At 58.5% G+C, this 16,755-nt stretch carries 12 protein-coding genes and 1 pseudogene; 2 read left to right on the top strand and 11 right to left on the bottom strand.

Features of this window, described 5'->3' with window-relative positions; genetic code table 11:
- Positions 1–122 precede the first annotated feature (122 nt).
- The 9 genes from HMPREF3169_RS00695 to HMPREF3169_RS00655 form a co-directional block, all read right to left on the bottom strand.
- The gene (locus HMPREF3169_RS00695) at positions 123–1,961 is read right to left on the bottom strand and encodes a FadD32-like long-chain-fatty-acid--AMP ligase (protein WP_070455340.1); all 1,839 of its coding nucleotides are present in this window, start codon (positions 1,959–1,961) and stop codon (positions 123–125) included.
- 102 nt (positions 1,962–2,063) lie between these two features.
- On the bottom strand, positions 2,064–2,999 hold the full coding sequence (locus HMPREF3169_RS00690) for a cutinase family protein (protein WP_061925032.1): 936 nt from the start codon (positions 2,997–2,999) through the stop codon (positions 2,064–2,066).
- Positions 3,000–3,010: 11 nt separating this feature from the next.
- Positions 3,011–3,544 (bottom strand): DUF732 domain-containing protein, encoded by a 534-nt coding sequence (locus HMPREF3169_RS00685; protein WP_070455335.1) that lies wholly within the window; start codon positions 3,542–3,544, stop codon positions 3,011–3,013.
- A gap of 2 nt (positions 3,545–3,546) precedes the next feature.
- The gene (locus tag HMPREF3169_RS00680; protein WP_070455333.1) at positions 3,547–5,514 is read right to left on the bottom strand and encodes an alpha/beta hydrolase-fold protein; all 1,968 of its coding nucleotides are present in this window, start codon (positions 5,512–5,514) and stop codon (positions 3,547–3,549) included.
- 261 nt (positions 5,515–5,775) lie between these two features.
- Positions 5,776–6,798 (bottom strand): alpha/beta hydrolase, encoded by a 1,023-nt coding sequence (locus tag HMPREF3169_RS00675; RefSeq protein ID WP_070455331.1) that lies wholly within the window; start codon positions 6,796–6,798, stop codon positions 5,776–5,778.
- A gap of 225 nt (positions 6,799–7,023) precedes the next feature.
- Positions 7,024–8,802: an arabinofuranosyltransferase AftB family protein gene (zomB, locus tag HMPREF3169_RS00670; protein ID WP_070455329.1), complete on the bottom strand. Its 1,779-nt coding sequence runs from the start codon at positions 8,800–8,802 to the stop codon at positions 7,024–7,026.
- A 110-nt stretch (positions 8,803–8,912) separates the two neighbouring features.
- Positions 8,913–9,908: a decaprenyl-phosphate phosphoribosyltransferase gene (locus tag HMPREF3169_RS00665; protein WP_070455327.1), complete on the bottom strand. Its 996-nt coding sequence runs from the start codon at positions 9,906–9,908 to the stop codon at positions 8,913–8,915.
- Positions 9,905–10,432, bottom strand: a complete 528-nt coding sequence (locus HMPREF3169_RS00660; RefSeq protein ID WP_070455325.1) for a phosphatase PAP2 family protein — start codon at positions 10,430–10,432, stop codon at positions 9,905–9,907. Before HMPREF3169_RS00660 ends, HMPREF3169_RS00665 begins: the two co-directional genes overlap by 4 nt.
- Complete coding sequence (locus HMPREF3169_RS00655) at positions 10,422–12,401, bottom strand: glycosyltransferase (protein ID WP_070455323.1); 1,980 nt, start codon at positions 12,399–12,401, stop codon at positions 10,422–10,424. The genes HMPREF3169_RS00660 and HMPREF3169_RS00655 overlap by 11 nt, the downstream gene beginning before the upstream one ends.
- Before the next feature lie 212 nt (positions 12,402–12,613).
- Here HMPREF3169_RS00655 and HMPREF3169_RS00650 point away from each other — a divergent pair, with 212 nt between their 5' ends.
- Positions 12,614–13,924 carry a hypothetical protein gene (locus tag HMPREF3169_RS00650; RefSeq protein WP_070455320.1) on the top strand — a complete coding sequence of 437 codons (1,311 nt, stop codon included), beginning with the start codon at positions 12,614–12,616 and terminating at the stop codon, positions 13,922–13,924.
- Between the two features lie 8 nt (positions 13,925–13,932).
- Here the strand turns inward: HMPREF3169_RS00650 and HMPREF3169_RS13205 are convergent, their stop codons facing one another.
- The gene (locus HMPREF3169_RS13205) at positions 13,933–14,475 is read right to left on the bottom strand and encodes a three-helix bundle dimerization domain-containing protein (protein WP_061925057.1); all 543 of its coding nucleotides are present in this window, start codon (positions 14,473–14,475) and stop codon (positions 13,933–13,935) included.
- Between the two features lie 291 nt (positions 14,476–14,766).
- Here HMPREF3169_RS13205 and HMPREF3169_RS12555 point away from each other — a divergent pair.
- Positions 14,767–15,157, top strand: a pseudogene (locus HMPREF3169_RS12555) (type I restriction enzyme endonuclease domain-containing protein); the annotation flags it as partial.
- On the opposite strand, the gene HMPREF3169_RS00640 reads toward HMPREF3169_RS12555, so the two are convergent.
- Positions 15,154–16,650 (bottom strand): ATP-binding protein, encoded by a 1,497-nt coding sequence (locus HMPREF3169_RS00640; protein WP_246815048.1) that lies wholly within the window; start codon positions 16,648–16,650, stop codon positions 15,154–15,156. The pseudogene HMPREF3169_RS12555 and the gene HMPREF3169_RS00640 sit on opposite strands and share 4 nt — an antisense overlap.
- Positions 16,651–16,755 lie beyond the last annotated feature (105 nt).

Raw genomic sequence — 16,755 nt, 5'->3', positions numbered from 1 at the left:
CCGCATGCATGCAATCTTTATCGCTTTATTGTCTCATTTTGTTAACTTCTGTCACGATAACAACTCACCTCTGCTATATGGCAGTGCAATACAGCAGAGGTGAGAAAGCTAAAAGCGCCGCGTTAGCTCGCGAGGAAGTGCTTCTTCGCTACACGGCGTGCAATCTTCCCAGAAGAAGTGCGATTGATTTCATGCGCGCTAAACCAGCGAATGACCTCCGGTGTAATACCGTGTGCCTTCGAGACGGCGGTACGAATAACCTCAGTCGCTGCTTCATCGCCTGCAGAATCTGCATCATCAGCACGTTCGATCAGCAGCACTAGCTGCTCGGTACTGCCACCTTCCACAGAGAAGGCAGCGATGGAATCTGGTCGCACATGCGCCGAGGCCTCCTGGACGGTCGCCTCGATATCTTGCGGGTAGTGGTTTCGTCCCGCAACCACGATCAAGTCCTTCAAACGGCCCGTGATGTAGAGGTGACCATCCACGATGGTGGCAAGGTCGCCCGTGGCCATCCACTTGTCATCTTCCGGCGCCCCAACAACGCGGGAACCCTCCGGCAGGCGCGTGGCCAAAGTATTCCGGAAAGTAGAAGCTGTCTCGTCCTCGCGGCCTAGGTAACCGGCTGCCATGTTGTCCCCGTGCAGCCACAGCTCGCCGATCTGGGCGTCGGCAAGCTCAGCCTTGGTTTCTGGGTCCACGATCGTCAGATACTGAGCAGGCATGCCCTGACCATTTGATGCAAAAGCCACCGTCTGCTCGGACTTGTCCTCCACAACGGCCTTGCCTGCCGTCAACTGCTCACGGTTGAAGTGCGTGATGAGCGGGCGCTCGCCTTCCTGCGGAGTAGCCACCATCAACGCTGCCTCTGCCAAACCATAGGAAGGACGCATAGCCTCGCGCTTGAGACCGTACTTGCTAAAGACCTCCCAGAAGTTATCAACTGCAGTCTCTGTTACAGGTTCGGAGCCGATGATAATGCCATCGATATGCGATAGATCAATATCCTCACCCGCAACCGGTGCGCCATAACGAGCAGCTAGCTCCAGAGCAAAGCTCGGAACCACGGCATAGATTCCTGCGAAGTTCTCATCGCCTGGCTGGCGGCTAATCTGGCGTACCCAACGCTTCGGCTGCTGCACAAAGTCACGCGGTGTCATCATCTCGAAGTTCAAGCCCAAAATGGTGGCGAAAGAAGCCAAAATAATGCCCATATCGTGATGCAACGGCAGCCAGGAAACGATGCGCGGCGGCATCTTAATGTGTACCGCAGCAAAAATCTGCAGTACGTTCGTCAAAATCGAGCGGTTAGTCAGCAACACGCCCGCTGGAGTGCGGGTAGAGCCGGAGGTGTACTGGAGGAAAGCGGGAGCGTCGACGGGCGCTGCTGCGCCCTCACCGGCGCCTTGCTCAACTGGATTCTTCCACGAAGCCGCGAGCGAATCCGGCAGAGAATCGATGGAAATCACGCGTGGGCGCTGCGCCGACGGCAAGTCTGCGAAGTAGCGGCGAACTGCGGCTGCAGAAACATTGTTGGTCAGAACAATCGAAGGATTCGAATCACCAAAGACTGCGCGCAGGTGCTCGGAGTGCCCCGGCTCGTTCGGATCATAGAGTGGCAGCGGCGTCATTCCCGCATACATCGCGCCCATAAAGCCAAACAGATACTCAGGAGAGTTTCCGGCAAGAATAGCCACGCGGTCCCCTACTGCGCCGACCTGCTGCAGGCGCGCGGCCACAACCTTGATTCGCTTGTTTACCTCTGAGCGGGTGAAATCGCGCGGAGCACCAGCTGGGTCATCATCAAAGAGCCACTGGCGCAAAACCGGGCGATCAGGAACTCCTGATTGTTGTTCCATTTCAAAGACGTACTCACAAAGCCCCGGCAGGGTCAAGTGAGGCGGCAGAACAATGCGACCATTCCCGTCAAAGAACTGGCCAATCAATGCTTGGAGGTCCATCTAATCTCCTTTTGGGCTTAGATTGTTTACTTTTGACATTAAAAATATCATCTCGGAGACGCACAGCGTTACATAACATGACCGTTTTAAGTTTGAACGGAGTTAGGTGCGGTCGATAATTTCCCGCGCCCAGCCGACGACCCATTGATTGGCAGTCGTGCCCGGAATCACGTTCGGGTTGGTGGCATACATCGCGTGCACACCGTTTGCTTCAATGAGCCCGCGTGCGCGCTCAAGGCCGTTTGGGCCATCGAGTGGGGCATCACAGATAGAGTCATCAGGTGCACAAATCTGGAAGGTGCGATCTGCCAAGGAGCCGAAGCCATTTGCACGCGGCCCGCGCATGGATGCTCCAGGAACGATGCCTTGGATGAGCATGCCAACCGGCTGCAGAGCAATCTCTGCACCGACACCAGCAACGGGCACACCGGGGTTCTGGCCTACGCCTGCTTGGCGACGCCCATCTGCCACCAACGCAACGCCCGAAACAGCCTCGGCTGGGATTGGGCCATTGCCACCACCGATGCGGTCTGCGACGTCGCCCGCAATGACAGCACCCTGAGAGAAACCGGCGATGATGAACTTGGTGGCTGGGCAGTTCTCGTGCATGGTGGTCAGCTCGCCCTCGAGGCGAGAGGTACCCTCATCACGGGATTCGTCGTAGCTCATCTCCTGTTGAGCGTTGATGTTTTTAAACTGCGCGGTATAAGGCAGCGTCCAGACCTTTACGTCTTCAGGAACGTAGGCCTCCTTCAGCGGGTTGCTGATGGAAAGCATGAAGGACTTGGGGTTGGCGGTCGGGTTGATGGGGTCATCATCGGCCTTGGATTCCCAAGTGCCAGGGGCAGAAATCACTTCGAAGCGCGGGCACCAATCCGGCTGGGCAGGGGCCTCGACTCCCCCGCCCTGCTCGGTGGGCACCGGCTCACTCAGGTTGTTGGATTCTCCTGCCTTGTTGGCGTTTAAGAAGTGAACCGCTCCCGCGCCGATGACAGCTAATACGACGAGGACGGCAACAACCGTGAGTGTTTTTCGCATAAATTTCTACCTTATTTAGCACACAGGGTGCCGCGCGCTTGGTCCGTGAGGACAGCGGTTAGCTCCTCATGTGACAAAGGTGCGCGGCCCTGCTCGATGAGCTGACCTGCAACAGCGGGGATGGTTACGGCATCGCCTTCGTTGCACGCAGCTTGGCCTGCACCGATGATTTGATCTTCTGCACCTTCTGTTTTTACTCCAGCTTTCTGAACTGCAGCTAGGAAATCTTGCTCAGGTCCCTGAGTCCGGCTAGGCGAAGGGATAGCGGAGATTTCCCGGGCGCCACGGTCTTCAGGCTCATCGCTTGCCGAAGCAGCGCTGGATTCTGAAGAGGACTTTTCGTCCGAAGAATCCGCCGACTGCGAGCTAGCTTCAGAGGCGCTTTCAGAAGCACTTGCAGGCTGCGGAGAACGCTCGAGCGGGGCGACTTTCGTCTGCTCGGGAGAATTCTCGCTTTCAACCGTTGCGGAACCACAGGCGCTTATGCCGAGTGCAGCAGCCATGAAGGCTGCGCACATTACAGGAACCCGGAAGGAGGTACGCATGATTACTTCTTTTCCGCCTGAACGCTGCCCATGATTTCGCGGATCTCACCGTGCTGGAATGTCTGGGAGATGCCGCCGGCTGCGATCTGGTTGTAGTCACTGGTTGGCCAGCCGAACTCGCCCTGCTCGAAACCGCGCTTGCCCCACTCGTCCATGATTGCGCCGTACAGAATGTAGTGCGCACCGGATTCAGCGGACCAGTAGATGTTGCCGTGCTCGAATTCTTGGAAGAAGCCGCCCTTAATTGGCTTTTCGCCACCCTTCGGGAAGCCCAGCGGGGAGGACGGGCCGCCCAGCTCCTTGTACTTGGCACCGATGGCACCGTGGACGATGGAGTGGGACTCATCCGGGTTACGGGTCAGAACGCCATTCTGGAAGTCCTGTGCGAAGCCCTCGCCGACCTTAGTGACTGGGCCGGTTGGGTACTTCAGGTCGCCGCCTTCGAAGCCATTCTTGCCCCATGCCTCAACCATGTCACCTGGAATAGCCCAAGCGCCGGTTTCTGCGGTCCAGTAGATGGAGCCGTGCTGGAAGTGAACGAAGCGACCCTTGCCGTCTGGGGTCTTGGTCTCGCCGGTGGTTGGGAAGCCCAGCCAGGAGGTCGGGCCGCCGCTTTCTGCGTAACGTGCGCCGATGCGACCGAAGATGGCGTGTGCACCAGTCTCTGGGGACCAGTAAGCGGTACCCGCCTGGAAATCCTCGGCCTTACCGCCGGCGACGTCGTACTCATTGTTCAGGCAGGAGCCTAGGATGCCGGACTTGGTTGCCTCTGCGATAGCTCCAACCGGGGTGCAATCTGCGCCGCGGTCTTCCTTAGCGATGCCGAGGGCGTCGGCCATGACTGGCCAAGCCTCGCGCATTTCGAACTGCCAGTATTCCCAGCTGTGAACGCCAGATGGGCGGAAGCGGGAAACAACTGGCACACCGGCGCGCTTCGCGTAATCGACGAAGGTCTGGGTAGACATACGGGAGATGACCTCGAGGCCAACGCCAGCAGCATTTGCAGGGCCCTTTGCCACGGAGCTCAGATTGCCGTAGTCGTCCTTACCGGAGCCGGCGGAGACGTAGACCTTCATGTCCTTGAGTGCTTCGATGCCCAGCTTCGGATCATGGTCGATCCAATCCTGAGAGTAGTGCGGACCCCACATGTTGGTAGAGGTGTATCCGCCGGCGTCCATCTGGGCTGCGGCGATAGCCTCAGGCATGCCCTGCGTGGTGGTGTCCAGGTAGCCAGAGAAGGAACCAACGAACTGGAACAGGTGCGGGTTTCGCTCCGCCAAGTTCATAGCCGCGGTACCGCCCATGGAGATGCCGGTAACGGCGCGCTTCTGGTTGGAACGATAAGCCTTATCGAGAATCGGGACGAGCTCCCTAGTCAGGAAGGTCTCCCACTTGTAGTTGCGGCCATTGTCCGGCTTCTGCCAGTCAGAGTAGAAAGAGGACTCGCCGCCCACCGGCATGATGAGGTTGACGTTGCGCTCAGCGAACTGAGTCTCGATGTCGGTCTCGATGGTCCAGCCGGACTCGTCATCGCGTGCGCGCAGGCCGTCGAGTGCCCATACCTCTGGGAACTTCTTATCCGGGCTGGAGTACCAGTCACGAGCAAGCTGGATCTGGACAACCTGCTCCTTGTCCGGCATCGCTGCGGACTTGATGTAGACGCGCAGGTTGCGGTTGGTCAGGTATTCCACGCGGGAAATATCGACGCCTTCCGGAAGACCCTCAACCTCTGGGTACTCGGTCTGAATCGGAGTACGCTCCGGCGGGGTGCCAGGAGCGAAAGCATCGGATAGGTTGGAGCTACCCAGGTTCTGTGTCAAAGAACCAAGGGAGGACTGAGCCGTTGCATTCGGCAGGAGAGACAGGCCCACCGCTACAGCAGTAGGCAAAGCTGCGATGGCCAGACCCTTACGAGCCTTGGTCGGGGAACCTGGAGAGCGCAGGCTGGATGCAGACGCATTTTTACGCATAGATGAGTCCTTGTATGAAGTCGAGGTTTTAATGTCGAGGTAGCGGACTAGGCGTGGTTTCCGAAGGTTCCCCTCCTCCGGACTTTCCTCATCTAGGCCGCGAAGTGCTGTCTATTGTGTGCTCAAGTTTAAGTTGAACTTGAGACTTTTCATAGAGGAACACGCCCAAAACACAAAACCGGCCGCAGGAAAACCTGCGGCCGGTTAAGAACCCATCTAGGACAATTCGCCGGAGCGATTCCTAACGAATTCCCTAGATGCTTACCAAGCGTTCATCACATTGAGAACCTGTGGCTTAGAGCGCTCCAGCTGGTAGCCAAACTGTGCCCAGTTGTGTAGGCCCTGCATTGGGTAGTTGGAAGTCACGCGCAGACCAGTTGCACGAGCCTTAGCCTCCCAGATGCGGGTGGTCGCACCAGCGAACATCTCCAAAACGGCGCCAGACAGCTGATGCTGCGGCAAGTAACCTGCATCGCCTGCGCCTGGGATACCGGAAGCTGCAGAGATGTAGACGTCAGTGTTGCGCAGACCGCCCATGACGCGGAACGGATCGTTCTCGAAACGGCGCGGGCTAACCAGAGAACCGTACATTGCGTTGATGTTGAATCCGCCGGCGTCGAGAAGCGCGAGACGCATGAAGGTCTGTGCACCTGGCAAGGTGGTGGTCAGGTAACCAGAGTAGGACAGAACCTGGCGGAACTGGCCTGGGTGCTTGCCGGCCAGGGTGATGGCTGCGGTGCCGCCCATGGACAGACCAGCAATAGAGTTGTTGTTACGAGCAACGCCGAAGTTGCGCTCCAGGTAGCCTGGGAGCTCGGAGGTCAGGAAGGTTTCCCACTTGTAGTTAATCGGGGAAACAGCGTTGTAGGTAGCCGGGCCCTCCCAGTCAGCGTAGAAGGAGGCTTCTCCGCCAACCGGCATTACGAGGGTGATGTTGTGCGGCTCGTAGGTGCGGGCAGCATTTACGTCGTTGACCCAAGCGTTGGTGCGGTTCGTCGCGCGCAGGCCATCGAGCAAGTACAGACCAGCGTTGCCGCCGTTCTTAGCCGGCTGAATCTGCACCGGAATGTTGCGGCCCATTGCTGGGGACCAAACGTCACAGCGCTGCACCCACCAACCGACGGCATCCCAGTCACAGGTGCCCGTGGCATCGGCACGCAAAAAGTCGCGGTTTGCAGCGGACGCTTCCTGGCTACCGGCAGCAACAGCGAGTCCAAGCGCGACCGCAACGGCCATCACGACTGTGAGAACACGCGCCTTGAGACCCGAACTCAGTGAAGTCATGTCTCTCCTTTATGTACTTCTCAACAAGAGCTAGATAGAAAAATTTAGTGCTACTGACACATATCGTCGCCACATCTGGAAACGTTAACGTCACAGAAATATAACGAGGAATCTCTAGCAGCTTAACCCACTTAGCCAGGAAAGTTCCATCCAGAACCACGTTAACTGAGTAGGCGCAGGGCAGTTTAGGGAAGCTGCCACGCCGTAACGGAGATTAAATCCCTATCATTTCCCAAGGTAATCGTCAGGATCTTCAGAAAAAGTCAGGGTGCGGCCGTCGGTTAGCGCGAATTTGATGTTTTCGAAAAATCTCTTCGCATCAAGCGGATCTTTGTAGGTGGCAAACAGCTTCTGGAAGTCCTCTGTCTGCAGCGCCTTGCGTGCCTTCCGGGTTTCTTCCTTGTCGTACCAGGACGGCAGCTCGTCGATATCCACCGCGGTCTGCGCCGCCTGCCAATATGTCGGCAGGCTCTTGTCGTGACCAATGCGGCCGTCGGCGATGCGTGGTTGGCGGGCGGCGAGCGGCGTCGCCAAGCCGATGTCATCGAGCACGCGCACCTCGAGCGGTGCGTACATAGAAGTCATGCCCATGTTGATGAAGTAGACCGTGGGTAATTCATCAATGCTGGGGTCTCGTTCGATGCCCATCCAGCCATAGGCATCCTCCTCACCCTTCTTGGCATAAAGAACGGCAAGGGCGTCGCCAGCTTCGAGCTCATCCATGCCCTCTTTGTAGTGCTCAATAAAGCGCATGTGGCCGAAGTCTTCCAGCGAGCGCGGCGGGTGGCCGGTTTGGCGCTTGGTGGCATGCGTCCAGAACTCACGCTCGTCGACGATGTTGAGCGGGCCAGAAAAATCATCCCAGTCAACGGAATGCCCACGCAGAACAATCACGCATGCCCAGACTGCGCAGATAGCAGCGGTTAGACCCCCAAGAATCGAACGCAACGGGAGGACGAAGACCGGCAACAGCAAAGCGAAAAGCGGCAACAAAAGCATTCGGCCATGCATGAAGTCACCGCCGACGCGCAGGACATAAATCAGATGCAAAAGACCGGCCGCGAGCAAAAGGTAGGCTGCGGTGGCCGGAGTACGAAACCCACTGGGACGCAGTTCACGACGCAGGCTCCACAGCGCCCACGCAGCGAGGACAATGAGCGGTACGTAGAGCGCATAAGGCAGAGCGAAGTCGCCCAAATAGTTAAAGCCGTGGCTCCACACTGCGCCGGATGCGGACTTCGCCACCGCAGTGTGCGGGGTAAGTAGGCCGTAGTAGCCCATGCGGAAAATCTGGTAGCCCAGCGGCAAAGGCAGCGCCGCAGCGAGAATGCCGAGCCATGCTTTCCAATTACGGTGGGCAGCCAGCAGCAGCACACCAACCAGCCCGCCATAGAGAGCGAGCTCTGGGCGCACGAGCCAGGACAGACCAGCCCAGACAGCCAGCCAATATGGCATGGAGTCGCTGGCATTCGCCGCATGCTTGTCGACGCCCCGAGCCCACTTCAGCAGCATCCACCACAGCACGGCCAGATAGAAGATGGCTAGGCCCCATTCGAGGCCGGAGGTGAAAAAGTCGCGAGCTGGTGGCAACGCGAGGTAGACCAGTGCGCCGGCAGGAGCGACGAGGGTTGCGCTCTTGCCCCGCGAAACAAGACCAGCGGTGGCAAATGCGCCGAGCGCCATCGCACAGACAGCAAAGAAAAGCCCTAAGTAGATGGCAATGCCTGCGAGGTCGGCGCCAGTGATCCAGCGCAGCAGCAGAATCAGGTACTGCCAGAGCGTGGAAGTGTTAGCCTCGACGCGCTCGCCCATGTTGAACACGGGGCCATTTCCGGCTTCGAGGTTGCGTACGGTGCGCAGGACGATGAGGCCATCGTCGGAAATCCAGCGGCGTACGAAGCCACCCCAAAAAGAAAAAACACCAATAACAATCACCGATGCCGCGGCGCTGAGCCGGACCAGATTCTTGTTATTAGTGTTATTCACGGGGTAAAAGTTTAACATTACCCATCTTATTTGGTTATATTCCTAGCTTTGTGCTGCCAGAATACATTCTTTATGGTGTCATATTCCGTTCCTGTAGAGCGCCCTGCCCCTGCAGAGAACCCTGTTCTCTACAGCATCGGCATGATGTAGACCGCCATAGCGATGCAGGCCAGCCACGCGAGCGCAAGGACTTGCAGTGCTCGGTCTTCCAGGGCGATTTCGTCGGGAGCGCCGCCATTGCCGCGGTCGACGTCAGCGGCATAGCGCAGCACAGCGATGGTAAACGGAACCATCGAAACCTGGTACCAGACGCCAGCTGGGCCATCGGCGGCGTTGGAAAGCTGGAAGCCCCACAGCGAGTAGGACATGACCAAAGCGGTAGCCGCAAGGGTCCAGACGAAGCGTAGGTAGGTCGGCGTGTAGCCCTCGAGGGACTTGCGAATCTTGGCGCCGGTGCGCTCCGCAAGAAGAATCTCCGAGTAGCGCTTACCGGAAGCCATAAACAGCGAGCCGAATGCCGCAACCAACAGGAACCACTGCGACAAGACGATGCCCGCGGCAACGCCACCGGCCATTGTGCGCAGCATGAAGCCAGAGGAAACCAGCGCGATGTCGATAACCGGCATGTGCTTCCAGCCAAAGCAGTAGCCCAGCTGCAAAGCGATGTACACAGCCATCACGATTGCCAGCTGTGGGCCAGCGGTGGCCAGGAAGGACAAAGCAATGGAGCCAACGATGAGCACTGCCGCCATGGTGTAGGCCAGGCCAACTGGTAGGACGCCAGCGGCAATCGGGCGGAAACGCTTGGTCGGGTGCGCGCGGTCAGCTTCGACGTCGCGTGCGTCATTGATGAGGTAAATCGAGGACGCGCCCATGCAGAAGACGATGAAGGCAAGGAGGACGTCGAGAAGCACGCGCGAATGGAACAGTGCGTCCGCACCCGCTGCTGCTGGAGCAGCGAGGACGAGGACATTTTTGACCCACTGCTTTGGGCGGAGGGCCTTTACCATTCCGTCGGCGAGGTTCTTCGGCGGCTTACGCTTGCGGCCAGTGTCGATGCCTGCGGTATGCGGTTCAGAGTGGAACACGCGCTGCGTACCGTCGTCGTGGTGGGAATCGCTCACGCGGTCTTCCTTTCGTAGCGGGTTAATGCCTCTGCGGTGACTGCGCCGATCGCAGCTCCAACCGCGGTATCCGTTGGATAATGCACTCCGAGCACCATGCGCGAAGCCATCATCACGGGCACGCCGACAAGCGGCGCTGGGGTGGACAAAAGATGTGCGACGGCGACGAGGAACGCGGTTGTCGACGTCGAGTGGGAAGAAGGAAACGACAGCTTAGACGGCGTTGCCACGCCCACACGCACGTACGGGTAATCGGGACGCTTGCGGCGAACGATGCGCTTTAACACAACGCTGGCCGCATGGGCAGTAAAAGCACTCGCGCCGACGTATGCCCACTGGCGAGCCTTCGCTTTGTCCGCGCGATTGACCGCGTACATGAGAGCGGAAGTGCCCATCCAGCCCAGGGCATGCTCACCCAAGTGGCTAAGGCCGCGGGCGGCAGGTACAACTCCAGGAACGTCGAAAGCTGCGTTCTGGATGCTTTCCAGAACGTGTGATTCAGCTACAGAAAGCTTACTGGGCATCGAATACCTTCTTCCAGGATTCGCGGGAGGTCAGCTCCGGCATCGCGGCGCGATACTGCGCCTTCAGATCGTCGAAGTTCTCCTCGATCTCCTTGAGCAGGCCGCGGGTCTGCTTGACGAGGTCGGTGGCCAGATCGCGGTCGCGTTTGCGGAAGGCCACGCCGGTGCCACCTGCGGTGGAAACTGTTGCGGAGTCCACGCGGGACAGGGTGAACCAGCGCGCCTCGTCTGGGGTGAGGTTGAGCTGCGGCGCCTCGTAGTGCGCGCGGTCTTCCTTGGTGACCAGGTGCTTTGCGGACTTCAGCAGCCATGGCAGCTTCTTGACCTTGCCGAGGCGGCCGCCGATGTTGCGGGTCGGTACGCCCGGCGCGCCGGTCGGAGCCGGCAGTTGGTCGGCAGACTCGATGATGACGGCATCGGAGTAATTCTTGCGGATTTCCGCGATGCGCGGCAGGGAGGATTCCAGGATGTCGAAGAGGTGATCCGGGCCGGCGAGGAAGTCCTTCATGGCCTCAATCTGGATGGCCATGGTGGAGTATTCCATGCACATCATGTGCTTGAGGGTGGACTTGAAGATGGACTTCGTAATGCCCTTGACGTCGCCGTCGTAGTACATCGCAGCGACGATGAGACGGTTGCGCAGGTGGAAGTACGCCTGCCAATCGATGGCGTCATCCTTGTCTGCCCAGGCCATGTGCCAGATGGCAGCGCCTGGCCAAGTCACGGTTGGGAAGCCGGCGCGCTGGGCACGCAGGGAGTACTCGGTGTCGTCCCACTTGATAAACAGCGGCAGCGGCTGGCCGTTGGACTCGGCAACTACGCGTGGGAACAGGCACATCCACCAGCCGTTGTATTCGACGTCGACGCGGCGATGCAGAGCACGGGAGTCGTACTTGCGTGGGTCGAGGTGCGACTGGGCGTCGCCAATAGCGCGCAATGGGTACTTGGCGAAGTCGTGGTCGTAGACCGCGTGCGGTGCCCCGCCCCACATGAAGTCGTGCTTGTTGACCTGCTCGCCAGTGGTGCGCAGCTGGGAGCGCTCCTGCAGGTTCAGCATCTGTCCACCAACGATGATCGGCTTTGCGGCGTATCGCGCGGCCTGAACTGCGCGCAGGATGGAGTCAGGCTCGATGGCGATGTCATCATCCATGTAGAGGATGAACGGGGAATCGGTGTTCTCCAACGCTTCGTACATGATGCGGGAGTAGCCGCCGGAGCCGCCCAGGTTGCCCTGCCGGAACTCGCGGAAGCGCGGGCCGAAGTGCTCGACGGCCTGCTCGTAGCCTGGCTCGTCTGCTGGGTGCTGGTTGCCCTGGTCCGGCATAAGGACGTAGTCGATGATGCCGTCAACCACTGGGTCCTCGGCGAGAGCCTGCAGAGCTGCGACGGCGTCGGTTGGGCGGTTGAAGGTAGGAATTCCCACGGCAACGCGCTTTTCCGAAGCCGGCAGTTCGGTGCCATCGGGCAGGATCTGTGCCTGTGGGGCGTGCGGTGCACACCATGCCGCATTAGAAAGGACGGTTTCCTTCTCTGCGGTGATGTCGAACCACAGCCAGCCGCCGTCTTCGAAGTTCTTCAGCGGCAGTTCGAAGTCGTGGTGACCGCTGCCGACCAGGTGGTTGGCCACGGAGATGCGCTGACCGTCCTGTTTGGAGCGGTAAATGGAGACGTTGGCTTGGCCTTCGAGCTCGAGGGAGAGCACGATGGACTTCAGCTGGGACCAGCGGCGCCAGTAGGAGGCAGGGAAAGCGTTGAAGTAGGTCTCGAAAGAAGCTTCTTCACCCGCTGGAATCGTCACCGCAGTGCGGTTGGTCCAGCTCAGGCGCTCGCGGTTTTGCTCGGACTCGATGAGATAGAGCATCCGGACGTCAAAAGGCTCGCCGCGCTTGGGCAGCAAGATTCGCTGAACAGGTTCGAAAACGTGGGTTTCGCTGCCAGCGGCGCTGGCGGAGGGATTGTTGGCAGTCACGATTACTTCGATTCTCCAAACGGTTTTATGACAATATTCAGTCAAACAGCCTAGTGGTTTGTGGCCGATAACCTCGCTCCCACACGGATTCAGGGCTGCAGTGACGCATATTTAACACAACCCGGCCGTGAGCACTACGATTAATCCGAGCCTAAAGAGCCATAAATGCGCTCGCATTCTCTATCTCTTTAAGAGCGGACTCTATTTATCTAATGAAATATCTTTTCCAGCTACTTGCCGTAGCTTTCTTGCTGGTGACGCTGCCAGCAACGGCACACGCCGCTACGCCCACGGTGGAGATTTTTGATGAAGGTAATCTGCTTTCGCCCTCGGATGAATCAGCTCTGCGCCAGGAATCGGAGGCACTCGACCTACCTCCTGAGGTAAGCCGGATTCTGTACTTCACCTATGAGCACAACCACAAGGATGTATCGACTGATGCATTGGAATACCTGCGAGACAACGCCCGCGGCCTGCTGAACACGGATGGACGCAGCCTTAGGGAAGGAACGCTGCTCATCGGCGTTGGTTTGGATCCAATGTCATCGACTGCCCGTTGCAGTAATGATGTGTGCGAGGCGATTTCCATCGAGAAGCCGGGGCGCCTGGACGGTATTCTGGACCAGATGGAAGCGCCGGTGCGCGGCGGCAACTACACCGTCGGCCTGCTTTTAGCGGCCAAGGCTGCGGGCGATCCCTCTATCTCCCGCGAATCGACCACGGGGCTTCCGGGCTGGAGCATCTTCATCGCGATATCAGTGCTGGCGGTCACGATGCTCGTGGCTTCATTTCTGTATTCGCGCAGGGTAACCGCCCGTCGACTCCTCGAACAGCTGGATTTCAACCGTGGTACCCTCCCGGCTGCCACAAAGTTCATCATCGAGGGCGACAAAATCGTCGCGGGACTTAATACCCCGCTGATTAACGAAGCCTTCAAGGCTCAATGGGAACAGATCAAGGCTGACTATCGCCGGGTAAAGCCGAATATTGTGGCACTGGATTCGATGGATCCTTCGGCTAGCACTTCCCTACTTTTCCAACACAGCAGGTCGATTACGCAGGGTTACCGCCAGTTGCGCCGACTCAGCACTGCGAAGGCGCAGCTGGATGATCTCCAGCGCATGGCTAAGGGCGAAAAACTCACGCGGTCAACTGAGTTGGCATGGTTGAAAGCAGATATGCAGAAAGCTTCTGCAGTGGCAAAAAGCGGAGACCTTCCGGCGACGAGCGCGATCAGCGCCCTTCTCGAGCGCATTGAGATCTTGGAAAAGGATCTTTCTCGCGCGGATTTCTCGGCGCAGTTCGCGCGCCTTCTCGCCGACTACCGGCCCATCATCGGCGCGCTGCCCGAGCGGCTTTATGCCCACGGCGAACTCAATCAACAGCGCTCAGTTCCGCCGCAACTAGGCGAGCAGGATTGGCATCCAGGCATGGGCACGCACTACATGCCCTATAACTACGCCGAGTTCTGGGTAGCCAACAGCGCTATTGATGAAAAACTGCCGCCAGCCTATCGCTTCTAGTTGTGAGATTAGGCTTTGACAGGGGCCTTATCGCCCGCTGGCTCGATGCCCAGCTTGCCCAACATATAAAGCACGCGTGCGCCGAGGTCGTCGATAAGTTCGCGCTCTTCCTCTGGCGTATTGGCCGCAGCGATATCCCAAATCTTGATGTCCTTGCCAGCTTCGTCGCGCGGGATGTCGCGGCCTAGGTATACGATGAAGTCAGGCATGCTGACCATGCGGTTGTTGGGGTCAACCTCGGTGTGAAAATGGGCGGCGTCGACAAACAAGGCGTCACCGGCCTGTTCCTTGGTCAATTCAACAACCTTCTCCGCAAGGGCGTGGTTGGTGCCAGCAGAGAAACGAACATGGATGCGGTGCCCGCCGAAGTATTCTTTTACCTCACGTTCAACCAGAACAGGGATGAATTCTTCGACCGTTGCACCGGCAGTATGGCGCGCGATTGCCGCGTCTACCTCGGCGTCGATTTCAGCGGCAGCGTGAGTGTTGCCGTACAGGTCGTGGAGGTCCTGGCGCAGGGTCGCGAGGCGGTGATCATTGAGATGCGTCATGGTACTCACCCAATTACTTTCTGTTCTCTGTTTGTTAACCTAGTGTTAACTTTACGGAGTTTCACCCCCGCATTCAACACCGACCCGCGGCACACGTAAACCGGCAAAGCGCCGGCGTACAGATACAAAAAGCCCGCCGAAGAAGATTCAAAGCTCCTCGTCGGCGGGGATTTAAGCAGGCAAGCTGTTTTAGTGGCCGCGCTCCTGTTCAAGCGCCTTGCCTTCATTCCAGAACGGGGCCAGCTTGTTGTCGAACATGCTCAGCGCAGAAGCGATCGCCATGTGCATGCCATCGCCGAACTCATCCGCCCGTCCAAAGCGATTGTCAAGGACAAGCAATCGCGGTGAACAATTCACCCCGCCACTAGGCAATGACGAGCTCACCTTCTTCGACGCGGTGTCGACAAACGAATCCGCAACCGAGCTCATGGACGAAGTTCTTGCTGAAATCGCACGCCAGCTCGTTTCCATGCTGCGTCGCGATGCAAAGACCGACTGAACAGTACGCGATGACGTACGTGCGAAACTACGCCGCTCGGTCCGCAGGTTGCTTCGCGACTACAAGTATCCACCGGACAAGGCACCGGAGGCCATCAAGCTCGTGCTTGAACAGATGGAGAAATTCGCGCCGAGGTATTCAGCGGCGGCGCACGAACAAGGTGACGTTGAACGCCGTGGTTAGCCCTGCAGCCGATAGCGCTGCTTCGGGCTCTTCAGCGGCTCAGTGCGCACGATGACGCCTTCCTCAACAAGTTCGTTAATGGTCCTGCGCACGCCGTTGAGGGACAGCCCTGCAGCCGCTGCCAATTCGCGGCTGGACGCTGTCCTGTGTTCGCGCAGATAGTCGAGCACGCGCCCGCGGGTTCCGCCACCCAACGCCGCGGTGCGCTCCGGGGTAGTCGGATTTCGCCGCGCAAAGGTGAGCTCAAATTCGGTTAATGAATCCCGTGGTACCGGCGGCGGCAGCAGCTGCCGCTCCAGTTGGTCGAGAATCTCGATATATCCGGTACCACGATTTTCCGCAATGTACCCGTCTCCGTCACCGGCAGGAGTCACCTCCAGCAACGCAGACAAATGCTGATTGCGCGCGCTAGACATACCCGCAGTGCCCAATCGATCAACGGTGACCGTTCCATAAAGACCACCGGGGTTAAGGATCTCCAGCCGGTCGACATACAGGTTCACTTGTACCTGCGTGCCCCGCGCCTGCGGCGAATAATCACGGTGCATAAGCGCATTAGCGACTGCCTCACGCACAGCCTCCGGAGGGTAGTCCGGCAAGTCCTTACGGAAGACTCCCTCGATTACGCCTCCGACGCGCATATTGCGTCGGACTGCCCGCACGGCATCCGCGACCAGCACCGGAATGGGCCCCACCAGACTTTCGTTGTCGAGGAAGCGCTGCTTGCCTATTCCGGCCGATTTATCGGTGCCGGGATATGCTGCAAAGGTCACGTTGAGCCGCGGGAAAAACTGTTGCGGGTAAGTGCCCGCTGCCATAAGTCCGCCCAGAGTTGGCACTAGTTTTCCGTTGTCATTCCGGGTAATCAGGTGGAGCGCTAACATCGCCTCTTCATCGCTCAACCGTCCAAAAATGCGTTCATGGATGGAGCACTCGCGGGCCAAGATCTCGGCCACAATGTCAGGATCCAGATCGTCGATGTCAGCAGCCGGAACCGGCTCCAGATCCCATTCCGGCTGGGTCTTGTTTTCCTCCAGCCTGTCGATCTCGTATGGCTTTAGTACGCGGTCCCCATCATGGACCCGGATATAGCTGCCGTGATACTTCGACTGAGAAACGACCCAGCAAGGCTTCTCAAAAGGAGCACATTCGGGAATGGTGCCAACGACAATGCTCGCGCCCTCCCACTCAACAATGTCGATCTGGGCGCGAACCGACGGGGTCACGAGGTCTGCACATGCGCCAGCCAGGGCATCCGCCATGGCGGTAGCATCAAAGCCTGGTACCGGAACGAACCCGTTGTCTTCATCCAGCCCCAAGATGATGATTCCACCGGTTCCGTTAGCAAAGGCAGAGATAGAGCGAACAAGCTTCTTGGGAAAACCTCCCGCAGCTGCCTTGACCTCTACGGCGCGCGTATCGGTGCCCTGAGATCGCAGGCTCCCAATGATCTCGGCGATCTCCGCCTGGTCATCGTCCCAGACCACAATCACTCACCCCTATCAGCGCTCAACGCTCCTGAACACCCTCAAACACTACACACAACACTACACACACTGTGGTGTGTTGTGTAGTGTTCGCACGTGTTCCTCGTCCAA

The sequence above is a fragment of the Corynebacterium sp. HMSC08C04 genome (genome assembly GCF_001807495.1).
GTDB lineage: Bacteria > Actinomycetota > Actinomycetes > Mycobacteriales > Mycobacteriaceae > Corynebacterium > Corynebacterium simulans.
This window is presented reverse-complemented; position numbering and strand designations above follow the sequence as displayed.

Excerpts from the sequence above, each read along its gene's own strand:
- HMPREF3169_RS00695 (WP_070455340.1), bottom strand. The coding sequence starts at position 1,961 with ATGGACCTCCAAGCATTGATTGGCCAGTTCTTTGACGGGAATGGTCGC.
- HMPREF3169_RS00690 (WP_061925032.1), bottom strand. The coding sequence starts at position 2,999 with ATGCGAAAAACACTCACGGTTGTTGCCGTCCTCGTCGTATTAGCTGTC.
- HMPREF3169_RS00685 (WP_070455335.1), bottom strand. The coding sequence starts at position 3,544 with ATGCGTACCTCCTTCCGGGTTCCTGTAATGTGCGCAGCCTTCATGGCT.
- HMPREF3169_RS00680 (WP_070455333.1), bottom strand. The coding sequence starts at position 5,514 with ATGCGTAAAAATGCGTCTGCATCCAGCCTGCGCTCTCCAGGTTCCCCG.
- HMPREF3169_RS00675 (WP_070455331.1), bottom strand. The coding sequence starts at position 6,798 with ATGACTTCACTGAGTTCGGGTCTCAAGGCGCGTGTTCTCACAGTCGTG.
- zomB (WP_070455329.1), bottom strand. The coding sequence starts at position 8,802 with ATGTTAAACTTTTACCCCGTGAATAACACTAATAACAAGAATCTGGTC.
- HMPREF3169_RS00660 (WP_070455325.1), bottom strand. The coding sequence starts at position 10,432 with ATGCCCAGTAAGCTTTCTGTAGCTGAATCACACGTTCTGGAAAGCATC.
- HMPREF3169_RS00650 (WP_070455320.1), top strand. The coding sequence starts at position 12,614 with ATGAAATATCTTTTCCAGCTACTTGCCGTAGCTTTCTTGCTGGTGACG.
- HMPREF3169_RS13205 (WP_061925057.1), bottom strand. The coding sequence starts at position 14,475 with ATGACGCATCTCAATGATCACCGCCTCGCGACCCTGCGCCAGGACCTC.